We start from the raw sequence: 23,693 nt of genomic DNA, 5'->3' as shown, positions 1-23,693 counted from the left end.
CAAAAATACCCTTGTATGGTATGGACTAGGATGTATAAAATCGTGCATAATCGATAAAAAAACACAAAAGAGCCAAACCCATGATTATACTGGGTTTGGCTCTTTTTCCTACTTCTTAAAACTGGCGTAATGTTAAGTGAATTTGTATAAGATATGCATAGAAGTTATTCTTATTAACCTTTCTTATTAGGTTCTTGAATTTGAAGCAGTTCTACAAAAACACTTAACATGTCCTGTATTTGAATTCGGTTGTCAACAAAATGTTGCAGATTAAATCCATTAAAAAGAGCCATGCTAGCCGTAGCTAAAGTTCTAGCATCCAATGGACTTCCGACAATACCTTCGTCCTTCATTTTCTGAAAAAAATGTGTAAGGAATGACCTCCATTCCTCCATCTGGAGAATAAGCTTTTCTTTTATCTGAGGTAATTCATTCGAAACCATACATCCTTGGAGAAGCATAGGAGAAGACCCCTTTTCATAAGCCTCATTCACCAAACGCATAGAGTATTCTTTAAATTTATTTAGCAAATCACAATCCTCTTGAGTAAGAATTTTCTTTAAATCTTCAAAATAAAAATCAATACCTTCTTTTATCAGTTTCAACAAAAACTCCTCTTTATTGGAAAAATGAGCATAGAAAGCCCCTTTAGAGTAACCAGCATGTTTTACAATTTGATCAATGCTTGTACTAGAATAGCCTTGCTTAGAAAACAATTCAATTCCTGATCGCATTAATTTGTTGATGGTTTCTTTTGATTGTTTCTGATGATGATTTAACATTATTAACACCTTTTTTCTTAAAATTCTAAATATTTATATTGATTATAACACACTCTCCATTATATAATAAAATTAAATACCGACTAGTAGGTATTTAATTTTATGAATAGGGAGTGGTTGAAGTGAAAAGGATTTAGGGTGTTTTTGCATAACGCCCCGAAAAAGTTTAATATGCTTTATCCCTTGAGCCACTTGAGTTTATGGAAAGCATTTCAAAAAGGCTTGATGACAGGGTTCTTGTTGTAGACCACAAAGTAAATGTGGAGAAAAATAAAACAACATTATGGTAAAGGTCTTTGGTAAGTGGGTTTGTATAGAGTATTCATTTCTAGATTCCTCATAAGGTTATAGCATTTTGACCGGTCTTCTCTTTTAGAGATTAGTTGCAAGTATTTTGTAACTTTTGCACTAGAACAAAAGAAACTGTTAAATATATCCATATATATATATTAAAAAGGGAACGTTCAATTCAAAACAGGAGAGAAGGAATGAGTATGAAAAAGTTGAAAATGAGTATCTTGGCATTGGTAGTTACGTTGTTGGTCCCTTCTTCTACATTTGCAAGCAGCATGGAAACTTTGGGTTCTGGGGAATGGGATTATCTAGGATATGATTATTTTAGAACACAAAGTAAGATTTTCTACTCAGGTGGAGGAGATTTTATGATTTGTCTTGACAGTTCTAGTCCAAAAGGTTATTACTATTTATTTGAAGAAGATCCGTTTAATGCAGACGATAAAGTAAAATCTGGCGTATACTTTGATAAAGGTAGTGCAGATGATTTTTATAATGTGGGTAATCTTCCCCACTGTCATATCTTCAAAGATATCAATGCTTGGGTCGATGGCAGTAATAATCAAGCTGAATTTTATGTGAAAAGAAACAATGATACTGGAGAGGCATTAGTAGGTGCCTATGATTGATTAGTAAAGGCCAAAATGAAGGATGGTAAAGATCGAACCGATAGGCTGCAGGGATGAAGTAATATGAAATTCCTATCAATACACCAAGTTAAAACTTATAAATAAACAACAAAAAAGGATCCTTCAAATAAATCGAAGATCCTTTTTTAATGCTGATAACATCGCTTATGTTGACTAGATATATATAACCTTTTAGGGTATTTTTGCACATCCCCCGAAAAGGAGGAATAAGGTTTTTTTCTCCCTAAATTCTCGAATAAAGGGAAACATCCCATGCCCATCAAGTTAAATTTTTATTGCACCCCCAGAACGAAATTTTTAGGCTTTCTTTTTATAAAGAAGCATATTTTATCGTTTTGGGGGTGACTTGTTTTCTTAGCTTGATGGCAATGGGGACAGCCCCTATAATTCTTATTTATTTAAATAAAAATGAAGTGGATATGTGCGATAGCTTGCTGTCGGCATTTTTTCAGTTGTGTAGAAGCCTGGAGCAGCTTGAATTAAATCAGGGATCCGGTTAACAATTGTTGCACATGTTAATTCTACCGTTGCCGGATTAGAGATTTTCACTAATGTTTCCGGCTCGCCTTGAATCACCCAATCATTACAATCCTTCTCACCTTCAGCATACACCTTACCGATACATTCACTTACAATTACCGGCCCTTGATGAGTTACAGTCGTTACCACAGCTGACATTCCTGTCGCATGACCAGCAGGAATTGTTTTCCCTAATGTTTCTGAATATAAATCTGTATCATGTGTCATTGGCACCAATTTCTGATCCTGAGATTTAATGGTCCAGCCAAATTGTGAGCATAACCATTCATTTGAATTTCTCATAAAGGATGGGAGATCATTATTGCTAGCAATTTCTTCGTCAAACTCTGCTAATGATAAGCCTGCTCCATGCACCTCGGCGAGAGCAATTCCGTAATGTTCGACATTATAGCTAGATTTACCCTCGATGCGAACAATATTATGAGTAGCACCAGCTAAAGTTGTGATTAAGTTGCCCCAGAAAACATCCTGATAGCCAGATCCTGTTAACGTACAATTATGCTCTTTGGCCAATCGGTCTAAACGATTCGTAATTTCAGGAGAAGTTGTCCATGGATAAAAAGCTTCTTCGCAAGTAGTAATGGCATTTACTCCATGACGAGCAGCTAATTCAAAAGCATCTAGCGTATCTGTCATTAAACTTTTTGTCATAATGATACATACATCTGCATCCGTTTCTTTGAATACTCGCTCAGCATCACTTCTAACAGGGATATTTAGCTTAACACCTAATCCAGCTACCTCACCAATATCCTTACCAATAAGAGCCGGATTTGCATCAATAGCTCCAACAATTTCTGCACCCTTTTCATACAGATAACGCAAGCTAACCATACCCATTTTTCCACAACCATATTGAATAACACGAACTTTTTCTAGCATCTTAATCCCTCCATTGTTTGCTCGGTATTTCACATGTCAATATGCATTTATAGAATTCTATAGTTATATCGTAAACCCTATTGTAACAATAGGGTCAAGTGTTGTTAGCGATTATTTTTACGGGAATTTGCAACTTCATAATCATATTGCGTTCAGCATGTGTCCACTCAGGAAGTTCAATAATAACCTCACAAATATAATCTCCTGCAATTTCTAGTTGGTTCTCCTCTATATAATCGATTAATTTAAATGCATAATCCTTCTCATTCGAAAATTTATCGCAATAAATCGTTACGTATTCTTGAGCGGGAATAATCTCAATCCCTTGTATTTCGGAAAAATGAGCATCAACAAGCATAAAAATTTCTGTAGATGTAAGCTTCCTTTGCTTAATCGTTTCCATACGTGTAATGGAGCCAACATTGCAAAAATACGAAGTTGGAAACTGATGAATTAGTGCCTGATTCCTTAACTCTCTTAAAATATATTCATAGGTTTCTAGATGGTCTTCATAAATATTTTTTTTACCGTCATAGCAATATATTTTTCTTTCAGGAAGAACATTTCGCTCAATTATGCCCATATTTTGAATTTGCATATATGTTTTATAGTTTTTAGATGCTACCTCTAGTGTTCTTTTCATTTGCGTCAGATCATTCATCTTTTGATCGATCAAATTAATTTGTTCATCTAGTAGCTTAGAAATAGACTTAGCATCCCCTTTAGTAAAAAACTCCAACATTTCTTGCAGTGTAAAACCCATATACTTTAGATACTTTATAAAATCAAGACTTGCGCACTGCTTAATACTGTAATATCGATAGTTTGTTATTGGATCAGTGTAGCTTGGTGATAGAAGCCCAATTTTATCATAATGATGTAAGGTTTGAACCGAAACATTATTCAGTTTTGCCATTTTCCCAATTGAAATCTTTTCTAGCATATTTAGGACCTCTTTTTATTGTTTTATCAAAACAAATATAAAGACTCTAGTAAGTAAATTCATAATGTACTAAACATGTACAGCTTTATTTTAATCCCTAATATTGTCTTAGTCGAATGATATTTCCTTTTTTAAACACTATAAAGCACCTACAAGTAATAATGTAGGTGCTCATATCACGACAATACTTCTTCATTTAGTCCCTGTAATTTTAATCAATCGTTTGTTTAGTTTTGAAATACAGATATACCAACGCCTCCAGCAGTTTAATCAAACGTTTGATTAGTTTTTATGGGAAAGTTCAGCCGGTGTGGATATTAATTCTCATTTAGATGAATCAACTAAATTATTATATTCTTCTTCAATCAAACGAACATCCAAGCGATCAAACAATGGTAAAACGGATTCAATTTTACCTGGGAGTTGTGATTGTTCATGCCATTCAACCGTTGAGACACCTAACATTTTTCGAATTTTCTCTGAGGAAAAAGGCAAAAACGGCTGAAGTATTTGCGCTAAATTAGAAATGATATACGTACAGGTTGCCAACGTAACATCGCCTTTAAGTGGGTTTTCCTTTACTTGAATCCAAGGCTGCTGTTCATCAAAATAACGGTTTGCACCACGAATATATTGGAAAATTTCCTCTAAAGCTTGTTTAAAATGCCCTTTTTCAATTAATTCTCCTGTTGTGGTGAATAGTTCGACCGTATTTTTCTTAATCTGAGTTTCTACTTCAACTTGCGGTATTCTGCCACCAAACGATTTTTCAATAAACTTTAACGTGCGATTAACGAAATTTCCATATGCCCCAAGCAGCTCACCATTGTGGCTATAAATAAATTCACGCCATGAGAAATCGGTATCGCGATTTTCTGGAGCATTGATTGTTAAGAAGTAGCGAATAGAATCTGGATCATATTTGCTTACCATGTATGGGACCCAGACCGCCCAATTTTGGCTCGTTGATAACTTTCTTTTCTCCAGTGTCAAATATTCATTCGAAATAATATGTGTCGGTAAAGCTTTGCTCTTAATCCCCATTAGGATAGCGGGCCAAATAACCGTATGGAATGGGATATTATCCTTCCCGTGTACATAATAAGAAACTGTATCTTCGTTCCATAACTGTTCAATACTTTCACCATTTTGTTTAGCCCATTCTATACTGGCCGTCAAATATCCCGAAACGGCTTCGATCCAAACATAAATTTTCTTCCCTTCAAACCCCGCAACAGGGACATCCACACCATTAGGCAAGTCTCGTGTAACGGCTCTATCTGGAACGCCTTCTTGCAAATATCTTTTCGTTAACGCCACAGCATTTTCCCGCCAGCGATGATCTACATCCGCTTCGTTGACGGAGTCCTCTAACTCCTGTTGAAATTGACTAAAGGCAAAATAAAAATGCTCCGTTTCCTTAATAATTGGCTCATTTCCGCAAATTTTACATCTTTTTTCAAGTAAATCAAGCGGGTCGAGAATTTTTGAACAATTATCACATTGATCTCCTCTCGCCTTTGCCCCACAATTAGGACAAATCCCCTCTACAAAACGATCCGGTAGAAACTGCTTGTCGTGATCACAAAACGCTTGCTCAATCTTTTTCGGATATAAATAACTATTTTCCAATAGTTTTAAAAAGATGTTTTGAACGGATTCATGATGATGTTCCGCATCCGTTCGTGTATAAAGATCGTAGGTGAAACCCAATTTTCTAAAACACTCAGTAAACTCCTCATGGTAACGGTTGGCGATTGTCTCTGTTGTTGTATGTTCTTGATTAGCCCGAATCGAGATAGGTGTTCCATTACAATCACTTCCTGAAACGTAAAGGACCTTTTCTCCCTTTTGCCTGTAATACCTTGCTAAAATGTCCCCTGGCAATAATGCCGCAATATGCCCTAGATGTAACGATCCATTAGCATATGGCCATGCCCCTCCAATTACGATTGTCATTTTGAATTCCTCCCAAAAATAAAATAAGAAAAGCGTAAGGCGCCCGCCTATCGGCGACAAGCACAAGACGGGCCGGCCGAAAGGTTGCTCTTTAACCTTTTGGACGGATTGGCTTGTGACCTCGAGCCGATGGCGCCTGGAGCTGGACATTTCTCGAAGTCCAATGATATAAATTCTGGAATAAAAAAAACGCCCTAATCATTACGATTAGGACGAGTATACCCGTGTTACCACCTACATTTACAAATAGCTCACACTATTTGCCTCTATCAGTACGTCTTTTTAAGAGATACTGCTGCTGTAATAACGAGTGCCATTCCCGTCGGAGCCTACTTGCCATAAGCGTTCGGTACGAAGCTCAAAGGTCATTTTCAAAAGGGCTCATTTACTTCATTTCCACCATCAGAAGCTCTCTATCAAACACTGCCCAATTTAATCTTCCTTCTCAAAGCCTTTAATTTCACAATTATATGAATAATTATATAGTATTTGAAAGAGGGAAGCAAAGGGACGGTTTTTATGCTTCGATTATTTAATCCTTTTCATCTTAACTATTCCAAAAACTATTGGAATAACAGTGCCAATAATCGTGATCGGTAAAAACCATATTCCAAACCTGACACCCCAGCCTAAAGCAATGGAAATAGATTCAAATAATATGAGTGAAAAGAGTATGAGACAGATATTTTTAATTTGATTAACAAGTTTTCGACTATTTAAATAAAACTGTTCAGCGTTTGATTCATTAAATCGTTTAGGATAATTATGTGCTTCAGGGAATTTTTCTAAAACGGTCATTATAAGAGCAAGGAATACCCCCACAACAGGTAATATAAATAATTCCGCTTTTGTTCCCCAACGGTCCACCTCACCTGCAGCATTGTAATGGGCAGGTACTTCTTCCGGAAGTGTTCTCCAAACATAAAGTAAAACAATGATCGATCCAAAAAAACATAAATATCCGATAAAATCCCAAATCCATTCACTCTTTGACTTTGGAATTTTTAATTTAGGCCTACCCCAATAAGTTGACATATTCATTTTCCTTCCTTAAACGGTTTTCTAGAACTAAATGTTTCTATCGTTATAAAACAACTTAATTATCAATATAATTCCATTATATATTATTTTTTACAGTAATAGGTGAATCTCCCGTTAATCCAACCTTTCTAAAACATACTGTGTTTCTTTCATATAGACGTAGAACGTTTCAATATCCCAGAAGAGCTTTAGATGGTGTAACACCGTACAGATTGTTAATAAAAAAAACGCCAACTTCTAAGAAGATTGACGTTTTTCATTTTATTATTTTTATATTGCCTCTTTTAATCTTTTTTCGAATAGAATTAATCATTAGGAATTTAAATAGTCGTCTTGTTGGGGGGAAAAGCAATAAAAAGCCGCTAATGTCGGTAATAAAACCCGGTAATAGCAAAAGGATTCCGCCAATCAATATACATATGCCATCTAATACAGCCTCACCTGGAATTTGACCACTTCTTAGCTGCTCCTGAGCCTTCCGAATCGTTTGCAAGCCTTCTCTTTTCGCTAAATACGCTCCAATTACGCCAGTCAAAATAATGAGGAGTATTGTTGGCCAAACTCCAATTGTTTTTCCAGAAAAGAGGAGTAAACCTATTTCTGCTGCAGGAATAGCAATAAACAAGATAATTAAATACCGCATAGAGAGATCTCCTTCTAATCAGTTTGATTTCATTATACAGGTATGATTGTTTAATTGAAAATTCCTTGATTATTAGTTAAAAATCCCTGCTCTCTGGGGTTTTCAATTATTCGATACAGTTCATTAAGCTTGTGGATTTGATACGTTGGAATAATTTCCATGTCATTTGTTTTTTTATCTGGGTTGAACCAACAGGTGTCTAGTCCCGCCTGATGTCCGCCTTTAATATCCGAGCTTAAGGAATCTCCAATAATTAGTGTTTGCTCCGCAGAAAAGTTAGGAATTCGCGCAAAGACATAATCAAAATACTCCTTCATTGGCTTTTGATAGCCTGTATCCTCGGAAACAAAAATACCTTTAAAGATTGGATGTAATCCTGAAGCACGCAAACGCTTATCTTGTGTCTTGGAAACCCCATTTGTCACAATATATAAGTCATATTGATTTTGCAGGTCATTTATTAATTCAAAGGCTCCATTCACAAGCTGGTGTCCATTTTCTAAATAACTTCGATAGCTTTTTTCCAATAATGCCCCATCTACTACTTGACCGTATTCCTTAAATAAAAGTGAAAAACGCGTATTGATTACCTCATCACGATCAATTTTTCCTTCTTCAAAAGACTTCCAGAGGCCATGATTGATCTTTTTATAATGGGATTCCATTTCAGTGGTTAAGGGCATACCTTTCTCCTCAAAAAGCATGCGCAGCGCTTCCTTTTCTGCTGCAGTAAAATCTAATAATGTATCATCTACATCAAATAATAAAGTCCGATATTTTTTCATGATACGCTCCCCATACCCTGCTTTTGTTTTACGGTATGAAACCGTGATAACTATTTTAATTCGTCTTAGCCAGCTCCTGGTTCTCACTTTTACCGCCTATTTTAAATACAATGATACCGCATACTATAACCAGTACACCGATCAATTGCTTAGAAGTAAAAGGAACTTTATCAAGTCCCAGCCAGCCAAGCGAATCCAACAATAGTGCTACCCCTAGTTGTGATGTCAATATAATGGAAATGGCATAGGTTGGACCCAGATGCCTTATCCCCTGCACCACACAGGTTACTACGCCTACTCCGATTATACCGGCGAACCAGTACCAAGGCTCCATGTTTTCCAGGTTAAATAAATATTTTCCTTCAAAAATTAATCCTATAATCAGTGAAGATAGAAAACCCAAGCCTAATACTAATGAAGTTGTTGTCCAAGTCCCTCCATGTTCATTAACCTTACTGTTAAAAATATTTTGCATACTTACAAGCGAACCAGCGATAATCGCAAATACTATTCCTAGAATCATATTTTACTCCCCTTTATCTAGTGCAGACTGGCATAATCCAATCAATGAGTTTATTCGTAGATATTATGACCTGCAATTGCACTTAATCCTTCCCTGTCCTTAACGAGGATAAAACCATTGTTCCGTTCAACTAGATCCTCTTTACAGAACTGCGCAATGATGCGATTTAGATGCCGATAACTGGTTCCAATTAAATTAGCTGCATCTTTTATACTGATGCTTAGTTGATCATTACATAATGAATCGGATTCATCAAAGGAGACAGACAAAAGATAACTAGCCAATCGCACTTCTACAGGATACATCAAATTGAAGCTCAAAGAAGTAGATTTAATGGTAAACTTATTTGTAATGATGTCTAACATAAATTGCAGCAGCGGCGAATAATCCTTACCGTAATTTTTTAACCACCGATAGTGTATACCGATCGTCACGACAGTCGATACGGCCTCAACCGTATTGATAAAATCAATACCCCGTACATATTCAACATCCCCAATCACTTCAAGAGGTGTTTTAAATGAGAGGATAAGTGTGTTGCCTTCTGGAGAGGTGGTATAGATTTTAATTTTTCCTTTAACGAGTACATATAGATACTGTGCAGGGTCACCTTGGGAACAAATTAGTTCCCCTTGCTCAAAGCTATAGAGCTCTAAATACGGCAGTAATTGTTCATTGAATATCGATTTAATTTGATAGGCCTGTAAATATTGATCTATTTGCTCCTGATCTTTCATTTTTTTCATGACCAATTTCTCCTCCAGCCTGGCACTGTCTCAATCTAGAATATTCGTACACTTAGAATTTTAGGATTACCACTCCGGCAATCATCATACCGATCCCGATGAACTGCGGCAGTCTCATCTTCTGTTTCACAACGCCAAACCATCCAGTACTATCTATAATAAATGTCAGACACAACTGGGCTATTAACATAGCAGATACGGTAAGCGTAACACCTGTATGCTGTATAGCGGTAACATTACTAAAAATAATAACCGCCCCTAAGGCCCCGCCAGTCAAATATAACGGTTTCACTTGCTTAATCCTTTGCCATTTTCCGTCTCGGAAAAACATTAAAATAATTAAAGCCAATAAGAATCCGGTTAAATGGGTAATCACCGCTGCCTGCCAAGTACCAATATCTTGGCTAATCCTGGTAATCACTACACCTTGCAGGGTAATAAATGCCCCGCCTAAAAATGCAAATAAACTCCCTTTCACAGGTTCTCCTCCTAGTTTAGATCTCTCTTTTATTAAAAGATATAAACATAATTTAAGGAAGGACATATGTCCTTAACCTAAAGAAAACTCGCCGATTGGCGAGCCCCTAAGGGTGAAGACAGAGGCGTAGTTGCACTAATGTGTTAGGAAAGTATAAATTTGAAAAATTTATACTTTCCTATTAGCCAAAAAAAAGGTCAGTCCCGCGCCGCTTTCATGCAGCAGAGGACTGACTTCGAAATTCGCAATTCCATTTAATCAATCGACTAATTCGTTAACACTTTTCGGTTATACTATTTTTATTCAATTTCAATTTCTTTTCTGCGTCCCATATACCACGTGTAAAACGATCCAGCAAATTCTACTGGCACATCCTTAATCCCATTATGCTGTATCGGTTTAGCTCGATTAATCGTCTCTAATGAGGCAAGGCCAAACCACTTTTGAAAAATATTTCGGGTTACTTTTATTTCAATCACTTTATCTCGTTTGGAAACAAATAAAGACGTGGTCAGACTGCCTGTTTTGAGTTGAATAAAACGATTATTCAAAATATATTCAGTATGTACGAACTCTAACCATCTTGCTGCAACGATCACTATTAATAGAGCAGCCGATATCATCCACCATGCTTGCTCCATTCCTAGAACAGCTGGCTTAAAATAAAACAGAGCAGCCGTTGCTATCATCCATATCCAACTTGGGCTAAACACGCGGACCCATAAGGATTTTTTAGGGAGCCGCTTCATCTTTTGTGTAACTTCATAAGCCGGTAAAATTTCCGATATCATTTCATATGCACGACCGACAGGAAGGAAAGGATAGAGTGAATTAATTTCAAGTGTCTCTTCCCCTAAACTTAAGCTCCCGGCACTAGTCAGCTTCACTTCAGCAAAGCCAAGCAATCTTTTCAGAATGGACTGTTTTATTTCAATTGCTTGGACTTTTTCTTTTGCAATGGAAAAGGCCGTTTCATCGAGGACGCCTTTTGTAATGTAAATGCGATCTTGGTCGGAGGAAATTTCATACTTTCCATATTTTAAAAATGTCCGCGCGATTCCGAAACCAACAGAAGCTATAATGAGAACAATGACGATGGTTGTAACAATCCACCAAGAACCGATGATAGAGAAAAAAATCCCCTTTGTTTCTTCCACCACATGAAAGATATCATCCACTTTGGAATAAAAAGAAAGCAGTAAAGGGATGAAGAGGAGAAAGCTTAAAGAAGTGAAGCTGGCTTTTAAGATATCCTTTTTCATTGGCTTAAAATGAATGGTTCGGTTGGAATCTTCTTTTCCCACAGCCATTTCCGAAGGATTCAGATTCATAGCATCTTCGCGTGAGGCACTTGCTATAAATTCTTCCATACGCTCTGCTTCTTTTTTGGAAATTACTTCGTATTTAACAGCGGCTTCTTCACCTGACATTCCTGTTTCAAAGCTGATGGAAGTCACATTAAACATCCGATGAAATAGAGAAGTATGACTATTAACATTTTGAATTTTTGAAAATGGAATAGTCCGCTCCGATTTGCTGAAAATTCCTTTGTAAAGATAAAAGCACCGATCATCGAGCGCATATTTATGGGTGAACCATTCTAAAATAATGTAAATAACCGATACTCCACAAACTATAGTAAAAAGCAGCTTGCCATATGTAATGAAGAGTGATTGTGAACCTGCCTTGATTACAAACAAAAAAATAAAAATGAAAAAAATGTTCTTTAGCAGCTTCCATAGATCAAAAAGCATGAGAAGTGGGTGGTACCGTTTTACTTTTGTCATGACTCCACTTCCTTAATTTTTGCATAATGAGCAATTTGGTTCCTTAACTCAATGGCAATCTCTTTCGGCAGGGCAGGTATAGTGTGCGAGGAGCCCATCGTTTCAATGGAAACAGAGAAAAGCCCATATTTTCTGAGCAGCGGCCCTTGTTTGGTTGCTACTGATTGTATTTTAGTCATTGGGACAAGTTGATGCGTTTCATTTACTACACCTGATTTTAATTGCAAAAACTCTTCATCGACATCATAACGCCAATTTTTATAAAGTAAAAACGGACTAATCCATGACCAGACTGCACCTAACACAGCGATTGGGAGCAGTCCCTTTATAATCCAGCCAATCCATTCTTTCCATGAAAAACGATAGTCCAGATAGAGTAAAATACCAAGGATAATGAATCCAATTATATTCATAATCGTTTCACTTATAATCCATACTTTCACCGCATCCTTAGATAATCGTTTTTGAGGTTCATTCATTTGAGAATACATAAAAATCACCTTCTGTCTTTCGATGACGAAATGTTTAGTTAGACATTGATCTATTCATCTAGAAATATGTCTTCGAGCGATGGTTCTTCCACTTCAACACGAAGGACATCTGCCCTGCATTGCTGAAACGCTCGAATTATTTCAGCAATTTTTTTCTCTTCTTTTACAGTGATAGTTAAATAGGGATCTTTCATTTCTATATCTGTTCCAACTGACTCGAGCCACTGATGTAAGTTCATTTGTTCCGATTTCGGTACAGGCGAATGCTTGATCTTAACATTGATGGTCGACCGATAGAAGGATCTAAGTTCATCCATTGTGCCGCTATTGACAATCTGTCCTTCTTTCATAATCGCAATTCGGGTACACAGCTTCTCTACTTCAGCCAGATTATGGGATGTCATAAATATCGTCTTCCCTCTTTTTTGCTGCCCGCGAATTAGCTTATGGATATGAATCGCAGATTCTGCATCTAAACCGGAAGTGGGTTCATCAAGGAAAATGAGCTCAGGATCATGGATGATGGCTAGCGCAATCCCTAATTTCTTTTTCATTCCAAATGAGAATTTAGCTACTTTTTTTCGAGCATCCGATTCCAGCCCCACTAACTTTAGAACCTCCAAACACCATTCCTTTCCGGCCGCCTTTCCTGACAAAGCCGAAAGATATTTTAAATGCTCCATTGCGGTTAAAGAAGTATATAAAGTGGAGTAATCCGGCATTACCCCAACTCGTTTCTTTACTTGATCATTGGGACCTTTAACACTTAACAGTGAGTATGTGCCAGAACTTGGTTGAATAATGCCGGTCAACATGTTAATAAAAGTGGATTTACCTGCTCCATTACGACCTAAGAATCCAAAGATTTCTCCTTTTTCTACGATAAGATCAATTCCTTTTACGATTGGCACTGATCCATACGATTTCTTCAGTTGTGTTGTTTCGATGGCGATCATCAGCATTCCCTCCTTTTAAAAATGAAATTGGCGAAAAAGAGCATGATACCTGACAATATAAAAATCACTAAAAAAGAAAAGTCTTCTCGCTCCAAATAATAAAAGGGGGTAAAAAACTTCGTCCAGCTTACCCAGACATTTGATGTAAACACAACCCAAAATCCTAAAATCGGAAATGCCAATCCAAACACAATTCCCAAAAACATCGTAAACCCAGGCTTAGGAATTAGAACAGAAAGCAGGATAGTGAAGGATATTTGAATGGTTACTAAACTTATAGTCTGAGAGAAAATGAAAAAATCGATCTTCTGTGCAAAAATACTGATAAGCAAGAAGGAAACCGTCAAACAAATAAACCAAAACATCCAAATACCGAAAAACTTCCCAAGTAAAATGGAGGTTCTTGACGTTCTTGTTACTAAAAATCGCATCGTGCGTTCGTGTGTCTCTTGGTTAATTGTATCATGGGAGAGTCCTGCTATAAATAATTGGCCTAGGAGAAACAACAATCCCAAAAGACCAACCGTATGAATATTTTCAGCTTCTTTTGCTGAAAGATTAATCCCCGACATTAAAAAATCAGCGAACTTTGCTGAATAATAGGAGGTAAGCAATAAAATTGCAATGACTATACATGATTTAATCCCTTTGAATAGGCCTATAAATTCCCTTTTACCGATTACATACATACTTGAATTCCCCTTTCTACTTTCATTCTACTATTAATCTCCTTTAACGATTTACCATCATTATAGGTTTCCTTTCTTAAGCCACTCGAAAATCCACCTTAATTTTTCCTTAATTCCTAGATTTTTGACAGCTGAATGATATGATAATTTATAGATTGAAATAGGATAGGAGTTTCTTTATGCACGAACCACAATTATTAATTGTCGATGATGAGAAAGCTATTTTACATATGTTAACAACGATTTTAAAAAAAGAAGCATTTAACTTTATTGATACGGCAGGTACAGCTGAGGAGGCGCTTGCCTTATGTCAAGTGAAACGATATGACTTAATCCTTTTGGATGTGATGCTTCCAAATCGCAGCGGTTTTGAAATTTGCCCCCTCATTAGGGAAACGACCGATGCCCCTATATTCTTTCTGACAGCTCGGTCTACAGATTTAGATAAACTTTCAGGCTTTGCATTAGGCGCAGATGATTATATCACAAAACCCTTCAATCCCCTTGAAGTCGTTGCAAGGATTAAAGCCCATTTACGCCGTCACACTGGAAAAATCACAAATACTTCTAAAACGTTTTACCAATTTGGACCCCTCCATGTAAACACACTCTCTGGGGAAGTGAGCGTAAATGGAAGGAAAGTAGAATTACCAGCACAGGTCTATCAGCTCCTTCTTTTCTTCTGTAAACATCCAAATCAGCTATTTAGTAAAAACCAGCTTTATGAGAAAGTGTGGGGCGAGGAGTTTCTAGGTGAGGATAATACTGTTATGGTCCATATTAGAAAGCTTCGGGAAAAAATCGAGGACAATCCTAGTAAGCCGCGTCATATTGTTACCGTAAGAGGGCTTGGCTATAAATTTGTACCTGATGGTGGCAGCCATGAACATCCATAAACGTTTTATTGTTCAATTTTTTATCCAGTTAATCCTTGTTTTTATCCTATTTTTCTTTCTATTAATCTTCATTTGGGGAATCATTGGCCTTTCGATTATGAATAATGAGGTTACCCAGGATCTATCTAAGGCAGATGACTCTTTTTTTTCTAATAGGATTACGATTCATGAAAATAAAGCAACATTTGATAATGAATTAAAACAGCTCGCAGCGAACCAAAACGGATGGCTCCTTGTCCTAACTCAAAAAGGCAATGTCATCGGATCCTACCATGCACCTGAACAAGTCCCGACCCAGTTTACACAAAGTGAGGTGGCTGCTTTACTGCTGCAAGATAGCTCCGCCCCTGAAGAATACACGCATTGGCTGTTAAAAGAAAAATATCCTCAGCAATACTTGATTTTATTCGGAAGAAAGATTACGGAAACTAGATTATTAAACGAAATTAAGGCAAATATCGATTGGAAAAATCATCAACTTCATCTTACCGCTGCCACTTTTCAACAAATGAACGAAGAAAATGGCTGGGCACAATTGATTGATCCATCTGGAAAAGTAGTAGACCAATACGGTACGCATAAGGAACCCATTACATACTCAATTCAGGAGCTTCACAGCTTATCAAAGAATAAACACGACTCCATTGCCGCTTACTTTGATGCAAAGTCAAAACAAACAATCTTTGTTGGTGTACATGATTCAAATTCAGCCCCAAATCTTGAAGTAAGCTTGGCTAAAACGATGAATAAAGGTTTCGTCGTCATCCCAGTATTATTATTTCTGCTATTGTTGATGGGTACATTTTGGTATGCACGTAAATTCGGGGTTCCACTGATTATGATGATGAAATGGATTCAAAATCTTGGCAGTGGTTTATTTGAGCAGCCGTATGATCTCCATCAACGCCCAATGATGTTAAATAAAAAGGGGAAACTAAAAAGGAAGTATCGTTTGTATAAGGATCTAATTGAAACCCTTTCACAATTAACAGAGATACTAAAACAAAACGAAGTACAACGGCGGAAAATGAAGCAAACCCGAGAAGAATGGATTAGCGGTCTTTCACATGACTTAAAAACGCCGCTTTCCTCTATTTCCGGTTATGCGCAAATGCTTGAATCCGAAAATTATTCCTGGACAGAGGCAGAGACAAGGGAATTCGCGGGAATCATAACGGAAAAATCAGCATATATGATGAACTTACTTGAGGACTTAACATTAACCTATCGCTTAAAAAATCAGGCTCTGCCAATTGCAAAAGAACAGGTAGACATAAATGAATTCATCCGTCTAACTATTATTCATTTCATCAATGATCCAACTAATAATGATAAGGAATTTCTCTTCAAGCCACATAATGGAACTATTGTCGCATCGATTGATCCCAAATGGTTTCAACGGATTATTGATAACCTGCTAGCGAATGCCGTCAAATATAATCCTTCTGGTACGAAGATTACGGTAACAATTTCATCTATTGAACAACATCTTATGATGATTACCATTGAGGATGATGGCATCGGCATGGACAATGAAACACTCAATAAACTCTTCCACCGCTACTACCGGGGCACTAATACAAGCGACTCCGGCAGCGGAACTGGACTTGGAATGGCCATCACCAAACAATTGGTACATCTGCACGAAGGATCCATCAATGTAAAAAGCGCGCCTCAAAAAGGCACAACCGTTCGAATTATCCTTCCCCTATTAATAGAGGAAATGTAAGCAGGGGACGGTTCTTATGCTTCAATAAAATAAAGCATAAGAACCGTCCCCTTGCTTCAAAAATCATATTCTGCTTCTTTCGCTTCACGAATACTCGTATAGGTGTCCGTTAGTACTACTGTATCTTCGACCAAACGCTCGATTCTGAATAATACATCATCATTTGTAATTTCTTTTCGATAAAAATCCTTTTCTTCGATAAATACATATGTCTGAACGATCTGTGCTTTCATATAAGCCAAAATTGGTTTTAATTGTTGTTCTACCACTAAGTAATGCTTGGGTGTACCAGCTGTCACAAGCATACTTACCACTTTATCGCGAAATGCATTTACTGGCAGTAAATCAAATATATTCTTCAATGTACCTGGAATCGATGCTTGGAACACGGGGGTACCAATAATGATGGCATCAGCTGCCATGATGGATTCTGTCACATACTTTGTATCGCCCTCATATTCCCAATAGTTACGCCCATCACTAAACTGAACATCAAATTCTGCAAGATCAATTAGGGTAATTTCTGCATCCGGATATTTTTCTTTTGCTGATTTTAATGTGTAGTCCATCGCTGTTCTCGTTTTCGAACCAACCTTCGATCCTGATAAGCCGACTATTTTCATTTTACATACCCCCTAATTTTTAGCTGTAAATTCTCTTACTGCAGGTAAAATTTCTGTAGCAATCAATTCGATGTTTTTCACAATTTTATCGAATGGTACGCCGCCAAAGTCAATTTGTGCCATGAATCTCTGTTGACCGTATAGTTCATATTGGTAGAGCATTTTTTCAATTATTTGCTGCGGGCTGCCTATCATTAACGCATCACGATAGTCAATGGCTTGGGCAAATTGCTGTTTTGGATAGCCGCCGCCTCGTAAAGCCTGCATACCGGTATTCAGATGTGGATAATATTCACGAAGAGCATCCTGTGAATTTTCTGCTGTGTTAAATAAGCTTGTTGTAGCAATTGGCATTGCTGCTGGGTCAAAACCACTTCGTTCTAATGCCTCACGATATGCATCTACAGCTACTTTAAAATTAATCGCTGGTCCGCCTAGTGTCGTCAGCATCATGGGTACACCGGCATATCCTGCTTTAATGGCACTCGCTGGCGGACCGCCTACAGCACGCCAAATCGGTATATGACCATTTTTAGGCTGTGGAAGAATAGATGCATTTTCCAGTGGTGCCCGGAATTGACCTTCCCATGTCACCCTTTCTTCGGCATTTAAATTCAGCAGAAGCTCCATTTTTTCTTCAAATAATTCTCCATAATCATGTACATCATAGCCAAGCAAGCTATACGCCCCAACTCGTGACCCGCGCCCAGCAACAATTTCAGCCCGACCGTTTGAAATTAAATCGAGTGTCGCAAAATCTTCATACACACGAACGGGGTCTGATGTACTTAACACCGTTGCCGAGCTGGCAATTTTAATCTTTTTTGTCGCTTGGGCAATCGCTCCTAAAATGACCGTATGCGCTTGGGTTGTAAAATACGTTTGATGACTTTCACCAACGGCAAAAACATCAAGTCCCGCCTCATCTGCCAGCTTACTTGCCTCAATTAATTCCTGGATTCGTTGTTCAGCGCTAATCCGGCTGCCTGTTAATGGGTTTGGTATATGATCACCAATCGAATATAAACCGAATTCAATGCCTTTATTTTTATCAATACGGTATTGTTCCATGTTTATTCTCTCCCTTCTAATCAATTGGTGTTAGCTTTGCTTCAATTTCTGCACGTTTTCCTTCTAAAAATGGCGGTAAATCTAATTCTTTTCCTAACGCATTAACTGTTGAATCGGCAGTAAATCCTGGTCCGTCCGTAGCCATTTCAAATAAAATTCCATTCGAATCACGAAAATATAAGCTTTGGAAGTAGTAGCGATCGACAATGCCTGATGAATAGAAGCCACGCTCTTTCACCATTTCATCCCAATAGCGCAACTCTTCCTCGTTTTTCACACGAATCGCCAGATGATGAATACTGCCCCGGCCTGGCTTTTCACTCGGTCCCTCCTGCTGCTTCAGGACAATTTCACCAAATGCCTGCCCTGCAACAGATTGAAAAATGGCCTCATTTTCCGAACGGACCACCTCTACATAGCCCAGCATATCCTTTAATGTTCTAGCCGTTCGTGCCAAATAGCGGACTGTTATTTCCACCGTTCCCATTCCTAAAATTCGATGCTTTTGCTCCACGATGGAATCTTCCCAAGCCGACCAGTATTCTGGTGTCTCTTCGCCATTATTATTTAACAGAATCATTCGTAAACCCTCTGTATCCTCAAAATGTAAAGCATCCCGACCTGCATACGTTGTAATTTCTCCATGCTTAATATCTAATAGCTCAAAGCGCTTTTTCCAATATTCCAAGCTTTCGAATGATGGCACTAGTAAGCCAATTTGTGTAATCGCATTGGTTCCGCGAATCGTTCTTCCAGCCATCGGCATTTCAAAAAAGGTTAGCTCTGTGCCGGCGCTTCCTGTTAAATCTCCGTAAAACAAATGATACATCGAAGGATTATCTTGGTTGACAGTCTTTTTAACTCGCCTTAGACCTAATACTTTTTGATAAAACCGATTATTCATTTGTGCGTTTTTTGTAAGCATCGAAATATGATGATGTCCCGGAATGGTATACATCGTGATTCCTCCTTTTCTAACTTGACTAATCAAGTGATGGTGTAAAGAAAACTCTCCGATTGGCGAGCCGTTAGGCGATGACAGAGGAGTAGTTGCCCTATGCCTGATAGGAAAGTTATACTTTCCTACCGGCGAAAAAAAATTACTCAGACAGTAATTCTTTTTTTTGGCTATGTTTATGGACACGTGTCATCAGCGTGTACAATGTTTTTAGTTCTTCTTTATTTAATACATCCTCAAAAAATGACGTTTGAAACGCAAGTTGAGCCGGCATGGCCTCTTCTAAAATCGCTTCACCCTTCTCAGTTAAGCTAATCGTTTTCGTTTTCCAATCTTGCTTGCGTACAATATAGCCTTCTTTCTCAAGCCGGGAAACCATACGGGAAATACCACCTTGCGTAACTGTTACTTTTTCAGCTAACTCCATTTGCGTGAGTGGCTGATATACATGAATTTGCATAAGCACATCAAATTGTGCAGTTGTTAAATTAAATTGCTTTAAAAAATCGTTCGACAGCTGGTTACTGAGGTTTGTAAAACGCATTAAACGTAACCAAATTAACGACCCTTGCGTATTATTTTGCATTTAGTTTCCCTCCTCGTTGCTAACCACACTATCACTTTACCAATCAAGTGATAAGAAATCAAGCAAAATATCTCAAATTCGAAATATTAGACCCGTCCTATGTACTCTTCTTTTTTACAAATCCCTGTTAAAAATTGGGGGGATTTTTGATGAAAATTCCTGCATTGTACAGAAGAAAACTAACCGATACTAACCTAAAAGATGCTAATAGAAGGATGTTCATATTTAAAAAAATATTATTGATTGGAGTTGTTGACATGTGAACGGAACAAATTGCGACTTTTCACCAATGAAACAGCAATTATCAGAAGGAATACAGCACATCACTGATGAACTTCAACATAGCTTAGATACATTAGATAACGAAAACTATTGTCTATTAGCTAAACTGGAGGAAATCAAAGATAAATTTATTCAAATGGAAGCAGTCGCTTCTTCCTTTTATTTAAACTGTTATTTATCAGCTTTTACAAATAAATATGTAGACCTATCCATCTGTGTTCAACGGCTGTCTGATCGCCGTCATGGTGCGTTGATCGTGGTGCAACGACGTGATCCTCTCGATTCCTTCATCCAAAAAGGAACAGCCATAGGAGCTACTTTAACCCCTGCATTGTTAGAGGCCATCTTTTACCCTGGAAACCCTCTTCATGATGGAGCCGTGATGATTTGTGGTAATCAAATCGTTTCAGCAGCAAATGTTCTTCCCTTAACAACTGCTGTAATAATTGGGAAAAAGCTTGGCACCCGGCACCGTGCCGCACTAGGTTTAACAGAGCAAAGTGATGCTCTTGTACTGGTTGTTTCAGAAGAGACAGGCAGAGTTTCCTTTGCAATAGATGGAAAACTTCATCCTATTTCCACTTCTCAATCACTTCACTAAGCTACATATATAACTAAAACCATTCTCTTATAAGAGGATGGTTTTACACTTGTAACAAGCCTTTATCACTTTTTAGATTAACGGAGTGCCTCCGCGATTTTTCATTATGTCAGTAATATAGGAAGCTGGCAATCCCTTTTGTATCAGCTGCTTCATCGTTGTTAAGTATGGATTAATGTGCTTAAAATATTTTTTATAGGATGCGCATAGGTAATTTAATCCTGGTTCGCTTTGATCTGAAATGTTTCCATCCACTTTTTACAGTATTGAAGCTGAATCAACCATTGAAAAAGGCACATAATAATCGAATACCAATCAACGAAAGGAGATCTGTATGAGAAAAATTCTACTTTGTTTTTTTGCGTTATCGTTATTTGGAAATCTTGATCTATTTGGTTTTCAACAAAAGGTTGTAGTTGCACAAACGGTATCACTTACATCGCCTGGAATGAAGGTGGAACAAAAAAATACTGCATTGGTGATTACAGATCCGCAAAATGACTTTTTAAGCCCAAAAGGCGTAGCATGGAATTTAGTTAAAGACAGCGTAGCTAAAAATCATACGATAGAGAACATTGAATTATTATTAAAAACAGCAAAGAAAAATAAGTTTAAAGTGTTTGTGTCCCCACATTACTATTATCCCTATGATCAAAAATGGATGTTTGGGGGAGCTATGGAGCATTCGATGCACGATCTCAAAATGTATCAACGAAAAGGTCCATTATCGCTTAAAGGCTTCGAAGGTTCAGGTGCCGACTTTTTGGATAAATATAAGCCCTATATTAATGATGGTCAAACCGTCATAACAAGTCCGCATAAAATTTACGGACCCGAGGCCAATGATTTGGTTTTACAGCTGCGAAAACAGGGAATTTCCCGTGTCATTCTTGCTGGTATGTCTGGGAACCTGTGCGTTGAATCTCATATGCGTGAGCTACTTGAACAAGGTTTTGAAGTAGCAGTTGTTCATGATGCCACAGCTGCTGCAAAAATGAACGACTTGGATGGGGATATGGCTGCTAAAATAAATTTCCGTATGATTGCTAGTGCATCATGGACTACAAATGAGGTTATAGATAAAATGAAATCAATTCATAGATAAAAGCCTCCGGTTTTGGAGGCTTCAATTTGAAGGGTGGAAATTTTATACAAATAATAAATTTTGAAATAACGACTTTAATTTATCAAAGAAATAACCTCTAAACTAAACTGCCCTATTACAGTTTGAAATTCAACAATATATTAATCACCAAATGCAAAGATCAGTTCAAGCTCGCAAACCAATTCGCCATCAACAGTAGCGATACCTTTCCCTTTCCCTATAGGACCTTTTAGACGCGTGATTTCAACCTCGAGATGAAGTTCATCTCCTGGTCTAACTTGCTGTTTAAAACGACAATTATCTATACCCGCTAAAAGCCCTAATCGTCCTTGATTTCCTTCTTTAGTTAGCATCACAACTGCACTTACTTGAGCTAAAGCCTCTACTATTAATGCGCCTGGCATAACTGGAAAATTAGGAAAGTGTCCATTAAAAAAACCTTCATTTGCCGTCACATTTTTAATACCAACTGCTCTTTTTCCCTCTTCTATTTCCAGAATCCTATCTATTAAAAGAAATGGATAGCGATGTCTAATTATTTCTCTAATTTTTTGAGTATCAAACAAAATTAAGGCCTCCATTATCAATACTATATTTTAATTTTTTGTATTCCAAGTTAAAACAAGGCCTAAATGTGTAAGTCCTCCTCCGAAGCCATAGAGCAATAAAGTATCTCCATTTTGGACTTTACCTTCTTCGATTCCTAGATTTAGTGCTAGTGGAATAGAAGCAGATGAGGTATTCCCAAAATATTTCATACTAGTTAATGTTTTTTCTATGGGAAATCCCGATTTTTCACATATGGATTCAACCATTCTTAGATTCGCACTATGTGGTATAAACCAGTTAATATCCTCTATATTTAATTCTGTCTTAAGTAATAATTCTTGTATTCCTATTGGTAATGTACGGGCTGCCCATTTGTATACTTCTCTTCCATTCTGAACCATCTTTCCAGATGTATTTAATGGTTTATCATCCATTGTAGTTGCAAAGGTTGTTCTATATACATGAATACCACCTTCTCCATTAGTTCCCATATGGCTTGCCAAGAAACTAGGATTTTCCTTATCATATTCGACTAGCATAGAACCGGCACCATCTCCGAATAAAATACAGGTTGTTCTATCTTTATAGTCGGTTACTTTTGATAAAGTCTCGGCTGCAACAACTAAAATCTTTTTATGTGCCCCGGAAGTAATTAGATTGTTAGCTAAGTGTAGAGCATATGTGAAGCCTGCACAGGTAGCATTTAAGTCAAAAGCCCCTGTACAAGGAATATTAAAGTGACTCTGAATTTGACATGCCACACTTGGAAACGCATAGTCAGGAGTTGTCGTTGCAACTATAATACAATCAACATCCTGTATATCTTTATTATATTTTTCAATCAAATTTTCAATAGCCTTGATAGCTAAATGAGAAGCAAATTCTTCATCTCCTGCTACTCTTCTTTCCTTCATACCAGTCCTCTGAACTATCCATTCATCATTAGTATCTACCATCTTTTCTAAGTCTTCATTTAATAATTTTTTTTGAGGAACATAGGTACCAATTGCTGTAATACGTGCTTTAGATTTAATCATTATATTTCACCTCATTTTTCTTTCATTATATCACCTAGTATTAGTACCTGGTATAAATTTGATGATA

25 protein-coding genes and 1 other annotated feature are annotated in these 23,693 nt (G+C 37.4%); of the genes, 5 read left to right on the top strand and 20 right to left on the bottom strand.

The annotated features are described in order from the left end of the window. Positions 1–173: 173 nt before the first annotated feature. On the bottom strand, positions 174–782 hold the full coding sequence (locus QNH20_RS01655) for a TetR/AcrR family transcriptional regulator (RefSeq protein WP_283921216.1): 609 nt from the start codon (positions 780–782) through the stop codon (positions 174–176). A gap of 494 nt (positions 783–1,276) precedes the next feature. Between QNH20_RS01655 and QNH20_RS01650 the strand changes: the two genes are divergently transcribed. After that, a complete protein-coding gene (locus QNH20_RS01650; protein ID WP_283921215.1) occupies positions 1,277–1,705 on the top strand; it encodes a hypothetical protein in 429 nt (142 codons plus the stop codon). Between the two features lie 411 nt (positions 1,706–2,116). On the opposite strand, the gene QNH20_RS01645 is transcribed toward QNH20_RS01650, so the two are convergent. From QNH20_RS01645 to QNH20_RS01585, 13 genes are all read right to left on the bottom strand, one after another. Then, a complete protein-coding gene (locus tag QNH20_RS01645; protein WP_283921214.1) occupies positions 2,117–3,148 on the bottom strand; it encodes an NAD(P)H-dependent amine dehydrogenase family protein in 1,032 nt (343 codons plus the stop codon). A 94-nt stretch (positions 3,149–3,242) separates the two neighbouring features. After that, positions 3,243–4,091, bottom strand: a complete 849-nt coding sequence (locus QNH20_RS01640; RefSeq protein ID WP_283921213.1) for a MerR family transcriptional regulator — start codon at positions 4,089–4,091, stop codon at positions 3,243–3,245. A gap of 324 nt (positions 4,092–4,415) precedes the next feature. Continuing rightward, positions 4,416–6,050 carry a methionine--tRNA ligase gene (metG, locus tag QNH20_RS01635; RefSeq protein WP_283921212.1) on the bottom strand — a complete coding sequence of 545 codons (1,635 nt, stop codon included), beginning with the start codon at positions 6,048–6,050 and terminating at the stop codon, positions 4,416–4,418. Between the two features lie 205 nt (positions 6,051–6,255). Next, positions 6,256–6,508, bottom strand: a binding site (T-box leader). Positions 6,509–6,578: 70 nt separating this feature from the next. Next, the gene (locus QNH20_RS01630) at positions 6,579–7,085 is read right to left on the bottom strand and encodes a DUF1648 domain-containing protein (protein WP_283921211.1); all 507 of its coding nucleotides are present in this window, start codon (positions 7,083–7,085) and stop codon (positions 6,579–6,581) included. A gap of 262 nt (positions 7,086–7,347) precedes the next feature. Beyond that, on the bottom strand, positions 7,348–7,734 hold the full coding sequence (locus QNH20_RS01625; RefSeq protein WP_283921210.1) for an FxsA family protein: 387 nt from the start codon (positions 7,732–7,734) through the stop codon (positions 7,348–7,350). Between the two features lie 50 nt (positions 7,735–7,784). Next, a complete protein-coding gene (locus QNH20_RS01620) occupies positions 7,785–8,519 on the bottom strand; it encodes a YjjG family noncanonical pyrimidine nucleotidase (protein WP_283921209.1) in 735 nt (244 codons plus the stop codon). A 55-nt stretch (positions 8,520–8,574) separates the two neighbouring features. Then, on the bottom strand, positions 8,575–9,042 hold the full coding sequence (locus tag QNH20_RS01615; protein ID WP_283921208.1) for a DMT family transporter: 468 nt from the start codon (positions 9,040–9,042) through the stop codon (positions 8,575–8,577). Positions 9,043–9,092: 50 nt separating this feature from the next. Then, positions 9,093–9,788 carry a Crp/Fnr family transcriptional regulator gene (locus QNH20_RS01610; protein WP_283921207.1) on the bottom strand — a complete coding sequence of 232 codons (696 nt, stop codon included), beginning with the start codon at positions 9,786–9,788 and terminating at the stop codon, positions 9,093–9,095. 52 nt (positions 9,789–9,840) lie between these two features. Next, positions 9,841–10,266, bottom strand: coding sequence for a DMT family transporter (locus QNH20_RS01605; protein ID WP_283921206.1), 426 nt, complete (start codon positions 10,264–10,266; stop codon positions 9,841–9,843). Positions 10,267–10,565: 299 nt separating this feature from the next. Beyond that, the gene (locus QNH20_RS01600) at positions 10,566–12,053 is read right to left on the bottom strand and encodes a PH domain-containing protein (RefSeq protein WP_283921205.1); all 1,488 of its coding nucleotides are present in this window, start codon (positions 12,051–12,053) and stop codon (positions 10,566–10,568) included. After that, entirely contained in the window at positions 12,050–12,544 is a 495-nt protein-coding gene (locus QNH20_RS01595) for a PH domain-containing protein (RefSeq protein WP_283921204.1), read from the bottom strand. The genes QNH20_RS01600 and QNH20_RS01595 overlap by 4 nt, the downstream gene beginning before the upstream one ends. Before the next feature lie 50 nt (positions 12,545–12,594). Beyond that, the gene (locus QNH20_RS01590) at positions 12,595–13,500 is read right to left on the bottom strand and encodes an ABC transporter ATP-binding protein (RefSeq protein ID WP_283921203.1); all 906 of its coding nucleotides are present in this window, start codon (positions 13,498–13,500) and stop codon (positions 12,595–12,597) included. Beyond that, positions 13,500–14,189, bottom strand: coding sequence for a hypothetical protein (locus tag QNH20_RS01585; protein ID WP_283921202.1), 690 nt, complete (start codon positions 14,187–14,189; stop codon positions 13,500–13,502). Before QNH20_RS01585 ends, QNH20_RS01590 begins: the two co-directional genes overlap by 1 nt. Before the next feature lie 179 nt (positions 14,190–14,368). On the opposite strand from QNH20_RS01585, the gene QNH20_RS01580 reads away from it, so the two are divergent. Together QNH20_RS01580 and QNH20_RS01575 are read left to right on the top strand one after the other, a co-directional pair. Further along, positions 14,369–15,085, top strand: coding sequence for a response regulator transcription factor (locus QNH20_RS01580; RefSeq protein WP_283921201.1), 717 nt, complete (start codon positions 14,369–14,371; stop codon positions 15,083–15,085). Further along, positions 15,072–16,814, top strand: coding sequence for a sensor histidine kinase (locus QNH20_RS01575; RefSeq protein WP_283921200.1), 1,743 nt, complete (start codon positions 15,072–15,074; stop codon positions 16,812–16,814). Before QNH20_RS01580 ends, QNH20_RS01575 begins: the two co-directional genes overlap by 14 nt. 56 nt (positions 16,815–16,870) lie before the next feature. On the opposite strand, the gene QNH20_RS01570 is transcribed toward QNH20_RS01575, so the two are convergent. The 4 genes from QNH20_RS01570 to QNH20_RS01555 form a co-directional block, all read right to left on the bottom strand. Next, a complete protein-coding gene (locus QNH20_RS01570) occupies positions 16,871–17,437 on the bottom strand; it encodes an NADPH-dependent FMN reductase (protein ID WP_283921199.1) in 567 nt (188 codons plus the stop codon). A gap of 12 nt (positions 17,438–17,449) precedes the next feature. Continuing rightward, a complete protein-coding gene (locus QNH20_RS01565) occupies positions 17,450–18,508 on the bottom strand; it encodes an LLM class flavin-dependent oxidoreductase (RefSeq protein WP_283921198.1) in 1,059 nt (352 codons plus the stop codon). A gap of 16 nt (positions 18,509–18,524) precedes the next feature. Continuing rightward, positions 18,525–19,466 (bottom strand): ring-cleaving dioxygenase, encoded by a 942-nt coding sequence (locus QNH20_RS01560; RefSeq protein ID WP_283921197.1) that lies wholly within the window; start codon positions 19,464–19,466, stop codon positions 18,525–18,527. A gap of 142 nt (positions 19,467–19,608) precedes the next feature. Next, entirely contained in the window at positions 19,609–20,052 is a 444-nt protein-coding gene (locus tag QNH20_RS01555) for a MarR family winged helix-turn-helix transcriptional regulator (protein ID WP_283921196.1), read from the bottom strand. Positions 20,053–20,311: 259 nt separating this feature from the next. Here QNH20_RS01555 and cdaS point away from each other — a divergent pair, with 259 nt between their 5' ends. Together cdaS and QNH20_RS01545 are read left to right on the top strand one after the other, a co-directional pair. Beyond that, positions 20,312–20,935 (top strand): sporulation-specific diadenylate cyclase CdaS, encoded by a 624-nt coding sequence (gene cdaS, locus QNH20_RS01550; RefSeq protein ID WP_283921195.1) that lies wholly within the window; start codon positions 20,312–20,314, stop codon positions 20,933–20,935. A 334-nt stretch (positions 20,936–21,269) separates the two neighbouring features. After that, a complete protein-coding gene (locus QNH20_RS01545; RefSeq protein ID WP_283921194.1) occupies positions 21,270–22,040 on the top strand; it encodes a cysteine hydrolase family protein in 771 nt (256 codons plus the stop codon). Positions 22,041–22,180: 140 nt separating this feature from the next. Here the strand turns inward: QNH20_RS01545 and fabZ are convergent, their stop codons facing one another. After that, on the bottom strand, positions 22,181–22,606 hold the full coding sequence (gene fabZ, locus QNH20_RS01540) for a 3-hydroxyacyl-ACP dehydratase FabZ (protein ID WP_283921193.1): 426 nt from the start codon (positions 22,604–22,606) through the stop codon (positions 22,181–22,183). Between the two features lie 30 nt (positions 22,607–22,636). Beyond that, entirely contained in the window at positions 22,637–23,623 is a 987-nt protein-coding gene (locus QNH20_RS01535) for a ketoacyl-ACP synthase III (RefSeq protein ID WP_283923325.1), read from the bottom strand. Positions 23,624–23,693: the final 70 nt, after the last annotated feature.

It is taken from the genome of Neobacillus sp. WH10 (assembly GCF_030123405.1).
Classification (GTDB): domain Bacteria; phylum Bacillota; class Bacilli; order Bacillales; family Cytobacillaceae; genus Neobacillus.
The sequence above is the reverse complement of the archived record's forward strand: the minus strand, read 5'-3'. Positions and strand labels throughout refer to the sequence as shown.